The sequence below is a fragment of the Salinivibrio kushneri genome (assembly GCF_005280275.1).
GTDB lineage: Bacteria > Pseudomonadota > Gammaproteobacteria > Enterobacterales > Vibrionaceae > Salinivibrio > Salinivibrio kushneri.
Genome location: NZ_CP040022.1, coordinates 323,312 through 335,726, shown reverse-complemented (window position 1 = coordinate 335,726; position 12,415 = coordinate 323,312). Strand labels below are relative to the sequence as shown.

The window sequence follows — 12,415 nt, the reverse complement described above, 5'->3', positions numbered from 1 at the left end:
GCACCGAGCGGGCGTAAATCGTTATGCTAGCGCCGAGTTAGAGGATGCAAGGATGTTGTTATGATGCGCTGGGTATGGATGAGCGTGTTATTGCTTAGCCTCACAGGGTGCGCGCAAAAGCTTGGTCGGCCATTTGATATTAAAAATCTGGCCAAGTCAGACATGGATTTAATTACCGATATTCACATTGCTGAAATTCGTGATCTCAGCGAAGCGCTCATCGTGAAGTTATATAAGCGCAACCCGCACGAGCTTAAAAAAGTGCCTGGCATGACCATTGAAAAGCGTGTGGCGCAATTGATGACAACGGAGCGCCCTGACAATGGCTTTCGAGAGCTAGGGGGAATGGATGGTATCGCGCTGTTGCCTTTAGCCTTTTCAAGTGAATTTGAGGGCGACCGCGTGTTTGCGCTCATGGCTGGTGTTACCGGCATGATCAGTGCCAGCTATAATCATCAACTTGAGTTTTTTTTGCTCGATGATATTGATCAACAAAAACTCTATAACAGTGCGCGAAACCTAGAGAAGATCGCTTGGTTGTTGAATAATGAAAAGGACGACAACGGCCAACTGCTGTTGCTGAGTAATGGCATGGGCAAAAATGGGGTGCCCAATTACAGCTACGAACGCTTACTGAGTCAGATGATCATTATTCAAGATATGATGGCGGTGATGGTGGCAGACAGCACCAACCGTAATATCAATCAGGTTGTGCACAGTATGGCGTCGATGACGTTCTTCCCTATCTAATTAACGAGGCGGTGCAATCACCGCCTCGCCCCTTACCAGCCAATGTCTTGGCCTTGATAATCGATAAAGTTGCCGTTCTGACTGTCCGTGAGGGTATCGAGCACATGTTTTAGTCCTTGTGCCGATGTGGCGGTATCAATCAGGGCATTGGGTCCACCCATGTGCGTTTGTACCCAACCAGGGTGGAGAGCAATCGAACGAATGCCTTTACTTCGCAGGTCAATAGATAGGCTTTTGATCACAGCATTGAGCGCGGCTTTTGAACTTCGATAAATATACCCGCCACCTGATTGGTTATCACTCATGCTCCCGACTTTTGAGGACAAGAAAGCAAAAATGGGTGTATGGCCACTTTGGCTTGCCTTTTCAAGATGCGGGGTGAAATGTTCAGCGATAACCAGTGGCGCGATGGTATTGACCTCCAGCACGTCGCGCCATGCGGCTGTGTCCACTTCACCGAATTGATAGCCTTTGGGGCCATAGAGTCCAGCATTATTGATCAGCAAATGGATAGGTGTGTCACTAAGCTGTGAGGCAAGATGCTGTATCGCGGTATGATCCGTTACATCCAGCCCGTGCGTGGTGAGTGTTGCGTAGCGGTTTTTTAATGTCATTAAGTGAGGCGCAGAGCCGGGGAAGCGGCAGCAGGCAATCACCTGCCAACCGTGCTCAAGGTACAACTCGGTGAGCGCTAGACCAATTCCACGGTTTGCGCCTGTGATAAGGAGTGTTGGCGTCATTGTTGCCTCATAGTGGCTGATTTGGTTCCACTATTATATGACTAATCCCCCGTCGACTTTAAGCGTCTGCCCTGTGATAAAGCTCGCGTTATCACTGGCGAGAAAGCTGATCGCATTGGCGATGTCTTGGGCGGTGCCCATTCGTCCCAGCGGGGTTTTTCCTTTCATCATCTCAATGACTTTATCGGGTAAGTTTGCTGTCATGGGCGTTTCAATAAAACCGGGGGCCACGCAGTTAGCGCGTATTTGTGCCCCATGACGGGCAAGCTCTTTTGACCAGGTTTTGGTCATGGCTATCACGCCACCTTTTGATGCCGCGTAGTTGGTTTGACCAATATTACCATCGGTGCCGACGACGGAAGACAAGCTCACAATCGCGCCTCTCTCTTGCGCTATCATCAGTGGCGCGATCGCTTGTGTCATGGTAAAGACGCCTTTTAGGTTAACGTCAATGACTGCGTCCCAGTCACTTTCGCTCATTTTGGTGAGTAGGTTGTCTCGGGTGATGCCAGCATTGTTCACCAGTATATCGATCACTGCGTGTTGTTGGTGCAGGGTCTGCACCCAATTCGCGACAGCGTCTTGATCGCAAACATCCAGCGCGACGGGCACGATAACCGCATCCGTCTGCCAGTCTTGCATGTTGTCAATATTCCTATCTAGTGCATAAATTTTGGTAGCGCCTTGCTCAACAAAGGTTTCAACAATCGCGCGGCCAATCCCTTGTGCGGCACCTGTAATGACACAGTGTTTACCGGTCAGCATGGTGTTTCTCCTCATTATATTCATCGTGATTTTCTTGGGCGTTGGGTCACCTAAGCCCCTGCTTCTGCGTTGGTATCTCACGGCCAACGTGAGATAACGTGCAACAACTAGGCCAGTGGTGACATCCTCTATAGTAAATAGAGATATCAATTTGTGGGCGTATAGGCTAAAATTTAATCAAGCTGTCACCTTGTTCGAGAGAGGACCTATGCCGACGTCAATCAATTCGCAACCTTTAGCGCAGCAATACATGCAGCGCCAGCGCGATCGTCAAGATGACCAGGTCAATGGCGGTCTCAATAACTCGATGAGCGTGCAAGAGCGTGCCGAGCTGATCCGTAAAGAGCGGGAAGAGCAAAAAGAAGCCGCTGCATCGGGCGAGCAGCGTGAGGATAAGCGTGATTATCAAGCTCTCATTGATCGTGTTGCGGAACAAGAAGCGCAGAAAACGCGCGCTGATGCCTATAACCAACAGCAACAAGCGTTGATGGATCAAGTGCAAAAAACCATCACACCCAATGGCCAGCAAAATAGTTATAGCCTCAAGGTGTAATCCTTTCATCCGCCCGCTTTTTGGTCGCCGCCTCTGGGCGGCGTTTGTGTCTTTGCTGTGTGGTTTTTATCTTGCGTTGCAAAAATGTAAAACAAAGCAGAGTGTTGGTCGCTATTCTTTACACTTCTAATTGGCTTAAACCCCTAATAAAACGCGGCTATCAGCCTTTTTCTCTCACTGTTCAGTATAAGTGACACTATGGGTTAACAATTAGTTAACCTGTTGTCCGCCTGTCTTCTCTAGTCCCAACCACCGTCTAATGCTATCTCTAATGCTACACACAAGGAGGAAGCGATTATGACGTCAACCATGCAAGCACCTGTCAAAACGATTAATCCATTGGGCACAGATGGATTTGAGTTCGTCGAATACACAGCGCCCGATCAAGCGGGGATTGATGCGCTTAAAAATTTGTTCTCACTGATGGGTTTTGCCGAAATTGCCAAACACAAACACAAGGATGTTTGGCTGTATCGTCAGGGAGACACTAACTTTATCGTCAACGGTGAGCCTGAATCACAAGCGCAAGGCTTTGCCAAGCAGCACGGTGCGAGTGTCAACGCCATGGCGTTTCGCGTTCAAGATGCGGTACACGCGATTGCGTATGCGGCTAAACAAGGCGCCAAAGTGGTTGAACCAAACATCGGTCCAATGGAGCTTAGTATTCCCGCGGTATACGGCATTGGTGATTCATTGCTTTACTTTGTCGACCGCTATGGCGACCAAAGTATTTATGAAGTCGATTTTGACTTTTATCCAGATTGGCAATCGCGCCTGAAAGAAGCGGATGCAGGATTGAAAGTCATCGACCATTTAACCCATAACGTGGATATTGGCAACATGGACGTGTGGGCTGACTTTTACGAGCGTATTGCCAACTTCAAAGAGATCCGGTTTTTTGACATTGAAGGCAAAAAGACTGGGCTAAAGTCGCGTGCTCTGACCGCGCCTTGCGGAAAAATCCGTATTCCCATCAATGAGTCAAGTGATGACAAGTCACAGATTGCAGAGTACTTGAAAGAGTACAACGGTGAGGGGATCCAGCATATCGCCATGACCACCGACAACATCTACCAAACCGTGCGGACGTTACGTCAACGAGGTATGGCATTCATGGATACGCCGGACACCTACTATGAGAAAATCAACGAGCGTGTCAACGGCCATGAAGAAAGCATCGACGAGTTGCGTGACACCCGTGTATTGATTGACGGTGACGTAGACAGCGGCATCTTGCTGCAAATTTTCACCAATACTGTTATTGGGCCGGTCTTCTTTGAAATTATCCAACGTAAGGGTAACCAAGGCTTTGGCGAAGGTAACTTTAAAGCCTTGTTCGAGTCTATCGAGCTGGATCAAATGCGTCGTGGTGTATTGGACTAACTGAAACGGCATATAACAAACCCGCTTGGGGCAGCGATACGGGTTATCCGGATAAACTGACTCCAATCGGTAGCGTGTCATTATTTGTAGACATTGCGTGTGGCAGGCGCTCCCTTGGGAGCGCCTTTTTTGTCCTTTTTCGCCTACTAACTAGGACATTTCTCGCCCAAAACAAGATTAGACTCTATGATTAGCAGAGAAGCTTTCCCACTAAAAAGGTGATTATGAAGGTAGGTAGCCCCCTGACACGCCCTTCGCTTTCTGCGGGAATCGTTACCAAGCTAGCCTTAAGCTGGACCGTACTGACTGCATTGTTTACGGCGCTTCTTCTGCTGGGCGATTACCAAACGCACAAAGCAGATGTCGAGCGCGCCTTGCAACAGGTAGGCAACAGAGATGTCAGTGCGATGACTGGGCATCTATGGCGTGTGGAAACGCAAGCTTTTGAGCAACAGATAGAGCAGCTCATCGCCCAACCTGAGATTGACTATATCCATGTATATGATGCCGATGGCTCGTTAATTGAGCGCGGCGTGGAGCCTGCTGCACAGTCGTTGCAAAAGCGTTGGTCGTTAATTGCAACCGACGAGGGGAACGAGTATACCCTTGGGCAACTTGAGGTGGCGTCAAATTACACGGCGTTAAACGCCTATTTTGGTGATAGTGCCCAGTGGGTTTTTCTTGGATGGTTGGCGGTGTCAGGATTGGGAATTATCAGCTCTATGTGGATTGTGCGCCGCCACTTAGATAGGCCGTTATTGGCGCTACACCAGCAAGTTAACCAGTGGGAGAATGGCATACCCACACCGATTCAGGTTCCACGCCAATTTCATCATTGGCGGGGTTTTGAAACGCGTTATAACGCCATGATCACAGCGCTAGGGCAACAACTGACGCAGTTGGAGGACGCGAAGCACGACGCTGAAAAGGCCAGTCAAAAGAAAAGCGAGTTTTTGGCCAATATGAGCCATGAGATCCGCACACCAATGAACGGCATTATTGGGATGGCCTCACTGTTAAAGAGCACACGCTTAAATGACGAGCAACAAGAGTTTGTCGAGATGTTAGAAACGTCGTCGATGTCGTTATTAGATATCATTAACGACATCCTCGATTTCTCTAAAATCGAAGCAGGTAAGTTAGAGCTAGAACCATTAGAACTCAATATATTTGAGTTAGGGAAAGATCTCGAGAACCTGTTCATTCTTCGTGCCAAGGAAAAGCAACTCGCCTTTCGCTGCGAGATAGACGCTGATATTTCCCCATTGTTGATCGGCGATGCACCGCGATTACGCCAAGTGATGATTAATTTGGTGGGTAATGCAATCAAGTTTACTGAGTGTGGAGAGGTGGTTGTCTCTATCAAGCAAGTGAGCGACGAGGATACCGCCAGTGTGCTGCGTTTTGAAGTGAGCGATACCGGGCCAGGCATTCCCGTTGAAGAACAAAGCCGTATTTTTGGTAAGTTTGAACAAGGTGATTCTTTAACCGCCGCCGCTCGAGGCACAGGGCTGGGGCTCGCCATCTCACAGCAAATTGTCAACTTAATGGGGGGGCGAATCACCCTCAACAGTGAAGTGAATGTGGGCAGTCTATTTACGTTTACCGTGCGTTTTGAGTGTGCGGATATTCCTTTAGCCACGCCGGTCGAGGCTTATCTTTTTGCCGGTGCGCCGATGTTATTGGTAGACGATAGTCGTTTAAACATGCGCATCACCACGGCACAATTGAGCAACCTTGGCTGCCAGGTTACATGCTGCATGCACCCGGATGACGTGATCCCTTTAATTCGCGAACGCCTTGATAGCCACTATCCCTTTAAAGTGATTTTACTCGATAAAGTGATGCCCAAAATGGATGGCTTTCGCTTGGCAGAACAGATCATTGCTACATTTGCAGATAAAAGCCCTGCGATCATGATGTTAACGGCGGCGCCTGATGCATTAGATAAGCCGCGGGTTGAACGCTCAGGCATAGAGGGTTACTTAGGTCGTCCCTACCAATTTAATGACTTAAAAGCGCATTTGGTGCGGATCTTACAACAGCGCCAACCGACGCTGGGGGTCGTACGCTCTACCGGAAAAGGCACCTCACTGGCTGGGTTGCATGTCTTAGTCGTGGAAGATTCCAAAGTTAACCAACGAGTGACTGAAGCGATATTGACTCAGCTAGGGGTACATGTCCGTTCGGCTGCCGATGGTGAGCAGGCGTTAGCGCTATGGAAAAGCCAACCTTTTGATGCGATTTTCATGGATTGTCAAATGCCTGTGATGGACGGTTATCAAGCCGCTGAACACATCCGGGCACAAGAATCACGCTTTAACCGAACCCCCATTATTGCACTGACCGCGAATGCGACAACGGAAGACAAGGAAGCGTGCTTAGCCGCGGGGATGGATGATTATATTGCCAAACCTGTTAGGCAGCATGAGCTTGCGACCATGCTGAGAAAACATACCTTTACCTCGCAAACCTACTTAGTGACGCATTAATGGCGTAATACAAGGAACGTGATATTAGTTACAAAATTATCAGAAAAAGTAAACAAATACTGGGGCGTCTCAAATGATTTTCGTTAGGCTTCTAATCTTTTGGTGGGCGAAACACCGATAACAATTAGAAAGCAAAACGAAAAGAGGAAACATGAAAATCAATAAACTGCTCTCAACGGCAGCGGCGTTGCTGCTTAGCCTCAGTGCGCATGCGGGTCAGCTTAATGTCATGGCGTATAACATTATGCAACTTAGCAACCTACAAGACTGGGATCAAGCTGAGCGTGCAGCCCGTCTGCCGCAAGCCATTGCCGACATGGACACGCAGCCTGATGTGATCTTGGTGAGCGAGGCCTTCAACGCTGAAGCTGAGCAAGCGATGAATCAGCTTGCAAGCCTGTACCCTTATCAAACACCGAATGTCGGACAAGACTGTAGCGGAGAAGGTTGGGATGCACTGACTGGGGATTGCTCCAATTCTTTATTTGTCGTGCGTGGCGGCGTGACGATTCTCTCCAAGTACCCCATTTTGACTCAGAAAGCGCACGTTTATCATCACAGCCTGAAAGGTAGCTGGGACTACCAAGCCAACAAAGGCTTTGCATACGTCGAAATTGACAAAGAAGGCGAAGCTTTTCACCTAATTGGCACCCATTTACAAGCCACGCATGATGGGATGTCCGATGAAGAGCATCAAGTGCGTCTGGGTCAGCTAGGTGAAATTAAAGACTTTATCGACAAGGCGGCGATCCCTGCTGACGAGCCTGTGATTATTGGTGGTGATATGAATGTGGAGTGGAGCCGCCAAGATGAAATTAAAGACATGAAAGCAGCATTAAATGGTGCATTGCGCTTTACCGAACCGGAGGTAACGTCTTTTTCTGCCAAGCACAACTGGTTTACGAAAGCGAACGCGTATCACTTTGACTATGATCTTAACTACAATACCACGTTAGATTATATTTTGTGGAGCCGTGATCATGCCGTGCCAGCTAATCAACCTGAGATGCAGGTGGTACAGTTAAGCGCTAACGACCGTTGGTATTGGGACTACCTTGAAGGCGAGTGGCCGCAAGCGGCTGGACAAACCTATCATGATGGTTACTACAATGAACTCTCTGATCACTATCCGGTCATGGTACAGTTTGAATTTGAATAATTTCAGCGCTTGATAGATCGCATTGATATCGGGCTTAACGATGTTGAGCCCGCTTTCCCTACCCTCCATAAACGTCAGCGAGACACGGCTTATTTCTGCGCTTAGCCCAAGACAGTCTGGAATTTTGGACTACGCTTATTGATAGGATCGCTGGGCATCTCATCTTGGATAACGCTTCATAGGGACACGCCGAGGCGTTGATTATTCTCTTATTGGCGACCTAGCGATAGTGTTAAGGGGCTTGAGGACAACGATCAGAAGACGAGGGAAGCATGACTAGGCCGCGTTTCCATATCATCTATGTTGACGATGACGAACTCACATTAAAGGCGATTGGTCGGGAGATTCGCCGCTTGAAACCAAGTTGGGCTATCAGCTTGATCAAGGATCCTACCCAGTGGGAGAAAGGCCTATTAGATGATCAGCCCCCGTCTTTGGTGATCAGTGATCTCTTGATGTCCAAGCTCAAAGGGGATGCATTACTAGACCAAGTTCGGGCACGTTTCCCGGGTACGATACGTGCGCTGATAACAGGGAACACACGCCAAAAAATTACTGAATTAGCCACGCCCAGTGTGCACTTCGTATTACCCAAACCCTTCTCTGAAGATGACTTCAATAATGTGCTGAATAGTGTTGAGCGTCTCCATAAGTTGCCGATTGATGCTGAAACGCGTAACCGGTTGGTCGGTATTGAGGACTTCCCCGTCTTGCCTGACTGTGTGCGCCATTTACGTGCCACGATTAATGATCCCCATTCGGACATGGAACAAATTGCACGAGTGGTCAGTGAAGAGCCTCCCTTAGTTGCCCGACTTTTACAGCTTGCTAATTCTGCTTATTTGGGCTTTCGAAACCGAACATGGTCACTAGAGACAGCGATAAATCGATTGGGCATTCAATCGGTCGAGTCAATTGCCGCGACAATGGTGGGACATAATGCCTTTAAGCACTTGTCCACCCAAGAACACTATGCGGTGGTGGATGAACATATTGAACTGGCTAATGTGAGTAAGTCGCTGGGGCTATTCCTCGGGTATGACAAAGCGCGCGCAGAGCGTTTGTATCTTGCATCAGTGTTGTCTGCGTTAGGGGAGCTAATGGCGCGAGAGCTTGGCTGTCGTGACAATGGCAACAATCCCATTTGCGATTTACCCGTTCGTTTTGATACCGCGCTCGTCGTCTCGAGTTATATCATTATTTTGTGGGGCTATGACTATGAGTTTGCAGAGATTGTGCTGGCAAGTGGTGCCATCCCATTGTCCCCTGACAGTGAGCGCACCAAGGATGGGGCGCTATTGCATTACTGCCGTCAGTGGATTAATGCGAACGATATCGACAAAGCCAAGCTTTTACAGTCTTGGTCGGCCAATATCGGCGCTTTTTTTACTCAATCGTATAAAGAGACGATTTGAGTGCGTCAGATCGTAATATGACGGCGTTTTTCCTGTGCATGTAGCATAAACATGGAAGGGGCTCGTGAAGGATAACGACATTGACGATTGTGTTGCCCGACTCGGGCAATCATGCTGAGCGTATGTCCCGCCAGTCCATGAGGCGATGATAGGAGGCCGCAGCCCATGATGGCCTACACGGAAATTCTACTGGTGGATGATGAGCCGCATATCTTGCGCGCGCTAAAGAGAGAGCTACGTCATTTTGTGGCGCATATTCATACGGCAGCATCGGGCGAGCAGGCGCTGACTATTTTATCTGAACATCACATTGGTCTCGTGATTTCCGATTATCGGATGCCGCACATGGACGGGGCCGAATTACTGATTAATATTCACCAACGGTACCCTGATATTGCCACCATCATGTTATCTGGACACGCGGATCTGCCGGGCGTTTCTCGGGCTATTAATGCCGGCGCACTGAGCCAATACGTGAGCAAGCCCTGGGATCGCGAGGTGTTGTGCAATACGGTTAAAACGCTCTTGAGCAATAAGCATACGTCTTTTCCGCATGACACGCTGACGAGAAGTTTGTCGCAAGACGCCCTTAATCAGCGCATTCAGGGGATGGCGGTAGACGTTAAAACACCCTGGTTGGTGGCGATTATTGATAGTCAAGGAACCAGCACGATCAATGAAACTCAGTCGGTGATAGCGGGGAATCATCAGTTACGGCGTCTGAGTGAGCTCCTTGAGCAAATAGCGGAGTTTAACTGGTACCGCGTCGCAGATAAGTTCGTAGGGGTATTGGCTTACTCGTCGGCAGGTCATCGTTTGTTAAATGCATTGATTGAGCGCTTGAACTGTGCAAGGGAGACAAAAGCACTGCCGACACAATTGATGGTTAGCGCACTTCGCTCTTGGCAGGAGATATCCTTCGAGACGATTCAGGCGCGTAAAGCGAAAAAAATTCCGCTTTACGATGTGCACTACTGGCTTCCCTGTCCCAATGAGCATCAAGACGACGCCACGTTGCGCACCTTGATTCGTGATATTGAAGCCAAACACTTCGAGGCATTCTTTCAACCACAATTGAATATTATGACCGACGACATTGATGGCTTTGAAGCACTGGTGAGACGTCGACTCGAATCGGGCGGTTATCAACCCCCTGCTGAATTTTTGCCTTTGTTGAGTCGATACCAGCTCGAAGACGTGTTAACCACCGTGATGTTTGAACAAGCACTGGAAGCGATTCATCTGTTACGCCAAGCAGACAATACCAAAACCATCAGTGTCAATGTGACGGCTCGGCAGTTGGAGACTGGATTTGTAGTCGGTGTGATTCATCTCCTTTTGCCTCACTATCCAGATGACGTTCCGCAACTTGAGGTTGAGTTGGTCGAAACCGAGAAGGTTCATAATTTTACGCATGCTCACCAACAAATGGAGCAGTTGAAATCACTCGGTATTTCCTGTGCGTTAGATGATTTTGGTACCGGCTTTGCCGGCTTTGAGTCCATGTGTGAGTTACCTTTTGACGTGATAAAAATTGATGGTCGCTTTGTCCGTCATATCGGTCAGAGTGAAACGGATGAAGTGATCTTGTCATCAATTTGCCAGAGTGCGACCTTACTCAATATAGAGTTGGTCGCTGAGTGGGTCGAGAATCAAAACCAAATCGACGTTTTGAGAGAAAAAGGCTGCACGCGTGTGCAAGGCCATGTCATTGGTGCGCCGCTCCGTCGAAGTCGTCTTCTTGAGTTTTTGGCGACGTTTAAGTCAAAAACATGCCCTACCAAGCTTGGCGGCAGTGATTAAGCATTATTCGCTGCCTAGAGATAGGACGCACGAGCAGCGAAAGCTTGCTAAGAGAGCTGAGTTAGCAAGACGGAGCGGGCGGTTTGATAATAAATATCCCAATGGCAACCACGCAGGAAAGCAATATGCAGGTGACCGTAGGCAGTGGCGGATAACTGAGCGTGAGCGTTGCTAGCAGGGACGCGAGTCCATAACCCAGTGTATGGGCCATGGCAATATAACCACTGACCTTTCCCGGTTGATCGTCAAGTTGTTGCATCGCTTGGCTGGTATAGGCAGGGATAAGGAGTGCGCAGGCGCCAGATATCACCAGCATTGCCATCACTAACGCGGCAAAATTTGGCATCAATAGCATCGCGTAGCCTGACACCAGACTGATTGCGCCAATGCTTAGCATACGCTCGGTGCTCAGACGCTGCCTTTTTACCACCAACACTTGTACGGCTAAGGTGGCGATACCGCTTAACGTCAGTAAATAGCCGATGGCTTGGCTGACATGATCAGCGGACCATTCGGTGAGGTGATCGAGCATGGGGGTGAGATTGTATTGCAACAGCGCAATCGCTGCACATACGGCAAGGCCGTAACCCATGTAGGGCCAAATGGCTTTAGGCGCTAACCACAGACTGGCGGATGAATGAGATTCGTCCTTTTTACCGGCGCAGTGAGGCATCAAACTGACAACCAGTGCCGCCAATACGGGCAGCAGTAGCATCAACGTCAGTGAAGCGTAGGGGCTGATCACTAATACGGCTGAGGCAATCAATGGGCCAGCGAGTCGGCCGAGGCTTAAGCCAATACTAATGGAGGTGATCGCTTGCATACGGCGCGCTTCCCCGGCGAGTAACACGGCCCAATGCTGATTAGCAGGCACCATCCCTGCGACCGTTAAGCCGTAGGTCACCCGAGCCAGTACCGCAAGCGCCAACCAAGGCCATGGGTTAGCGCTGCTCTGTGCGCCCAGTGTCGCTGCGAGCAATAACGCGAAGCTAATCGCCATGCCGATTAGCGCTTGCAGGACCACAAACTTAGGACCATATTGGTCGCTGATCCGTCCCCAAAATGGCGCGGCGGGGAGAAACAACACGCTCCCCACGGCAATAATCACTGCCCATGTAGACAGTGAAAAGCCACCTAGCGCTACCAGCAGGGGGAGTGAGACCAAGAGTCCGTTCTGACCGATGCCCATCAAAGCCGCAATCAAGGTCAAAGTGATCGGTTGCCACCTGGCGGTTTGTGTCGCGCTTTTAGGGTGTGTCATCACAACTCCTTACAGACACGGCTTACTGGGCAATGTTGTGGTGCAACTATGGTTGAAACACATTGGGAGAAAAGGCGCCCAGCGAGGACTGGGC

At 49.3% G+C, this 12,415-nt stretch carries 10 protein-coding genes; 7 read left to right on the top strand and 3 right to left on the bottom strand.

The genetic code is table 11. From position 1 onward, the window contains the following. The first annotated feature begins 60 nt into the window (after positions 1-60). Positions 61-750 (top strand): hypothetical protein, encoded by a 690-nt coding sequence (locus tag FCN78_RS14610; RefSeq protein ID WP_077658948.1) that lies wholly within the window; start codon positions 61-63, stop codon positions 748-750. Between the two features lie 32 nt (positions 751-782). Here FCN78_RS14610 and FCN78_RS14605 read toward each other — a convergent pair whose 3' ends face one another. Next, positions 783-1,490: an SDR family oxidoreductase gene (locus FCN78_RS14605; RefSeq protein ID WP_069360931.1), complete on the bottom strand. Its 708-nt coding sequence runs from the start codon at positions 1,488-1,490 to the stop codon at positions 783-785. A gap of 33 nt (positions 1,491-1,523) precedes the next feature. Next, entirely contained in the window at positions 1,524-2,255 is a 732-nt protein-coding gene (fabG, locus tag FCN78_RS14600) for a 3-oxoacyl-ACP reductase FabG (protein WP_077650683.1), read from the bottom strand. 208 nt (positions 2,256-2,463) lie between these two features. Between fabG and FCN78_RS14595 the strand changes: the two genes are divergently transcribed. The 6 genes from FCN78_RS14595 to FCN78_RS14570 all read left to right on the top strand — a co-directional run bounded on the left by FCN78_RS14595 (position 2,464) and on the right by FCN78_RS14570 (position 11,060). After that, on the top strand, positions 2,464-2,808 hold the full coding sequence (locus FCN78_RS14595) for a hypothetical protein (protein WP_046075644.1): 345 nt from the start codon (positions 2,464-2,466) through the stop codon (positions 2,806-2,808). A 297-nt stretch (positions 2,809-3,105) separates the two neighbouring features. After that, positions 3,106-4,191 carry a 4-hydroxyphenylpyruvate dioxygenase gene (gene hppD / locus FCN78_RS14590; RefSeq protein ID WP_069360933.1) on the top strand — a complete coding sequence of 362 codons (1,086 nt, stop codon included), beginning with the start codon at positions 3,106-3,108 and terminating at the stop codon, positions 4,189-4,191. Positions 4,192-4,415: 224 nt separating this feature from the next. Continuing rightward, positions 4,416-6,683, top strand: a complete 2,268-nt coding sequence (locus tag FCN78_RS14585) for a response regulator (protein ID WP_077658949.1) — start codon at positions 4,416-4,418, stop codon at positions 6,681-6,683. A 151-nt stretch (positions 6,684-6,834) separates the two neighbouring features. Further along, a complete protein-coding gene (locus FCN78_RS14580; RefSeq protein ID WP_077658950.1) occupies positions 6,835-7,842 on the top strand; it encodes a sphingomyelin phosphodiesterase in 1,008 nt (335 codons plus the stop codon). A 272-nt stretch (positions 7,843-8,114) separates the two neighbouring features. Continuing rightward, on the top strand, positions 8,115-9,257 hold the full coding sequence (locus tag FCN78_RS14575) for an HDOD domain-containing protein (RefSeq protein WP_077649400.1): 1,143 nt from the start codon (positions 8,115-8,117) through the stop codon (positions 9,255-9,257). A 165-nt stretch (positions 9,258-9,422) separates the two neighbouring features. Next, positions 9,423-11,060, top strand: coding sequence for an EAL domain-containing protein (locus FCN78_RS14570; RefSeq protein ID WP_077658951.1), 1,638 nt, complete (start codon positions 9,423-9,425; stop codon positions 11,058-11,060). Positions 11,061-11,121: 61 nt separating this feature from the next. Here FCN78_RS14570 and FCN78_RS14565 read toward each other — a convergent pair whose 3' ends face one another. Next, entirely contained in the window at positions 11,122-12,321 is a 1,200-nt protein-coding gene (locus tag FCN78_RS14565) for an MFS transporter (protein WP_077658952.1), read from the bottom strand. Positions 12,322-12,415: the final 94 nt, after the last annotated feature.

Coding starts and splice junctions, on each gene's coding strand:
- FCN78_RS14610 (WP_077658948.1), top strand. CDS start 61: ATGATGCGCTGGGTATGGATGAGCGTGTTATTGCTTAGCCTCACAGGG.
- FCN78_RS14605 (WP_069360931.1), bottom strand. CDS start 1,490: ATGACGCCAACACTCCTTATCACAGGCGCAAACCGTGGAATTGGTCTA.
- fabG (WP_077650683.1), bottom strand. CDS start 2,255: ATGCTGACCGGTAAACACTGTGTCATTACAGGTGCCGCACAAGGGATT.
- FCN78_RS14595 (WP_046075644.1), top strand. CDS start 2,464: ATGCCGACGTCAATCAATTCGCAACCTTTAGCGCAGCAATACATGCAG.
- hppD (WP_069360933.1), top strand. CDS start 3,106: ATGACGTCAACCATGCAAGCACCTGTCAAAACGATTAATCCATTGGGC.
- FCN78_RS14585 (WP_077658949.1), top strand. CDS start 4,416: ATGAAGGTAGGTAGCCCCCTGACACGCCCTTCGCTTTCTGCGGGAATC.
- FCN78_RS14580 (WP_077658950.1), top strand. CDS start 6,835: ATGAAAATCAATAAACTGCTCTCAACGGCAGCGGCGTTGCTGCTTAGC.
- FCN78_RS14575 (WP_077649400.1), top strand. CDS start 8,115: ATGACTAGGCCGCGTTTCCATATCATCTATGTTGACGATGACGAACTC.
- FCN78_RS14570 (WP_077658951.1), top strand. CDS start 9,423: ATGATGGCCTACACGGAAATTCTACTGGTGGATGATGAGCCGCATATC.
- FCN78_RS14565 (WP_077658952.1), bottom strand. CDS start 12,321: ATGACACACCCTAAAAGCGCGACACAAACCGCCAGGTGGCAACCGATC.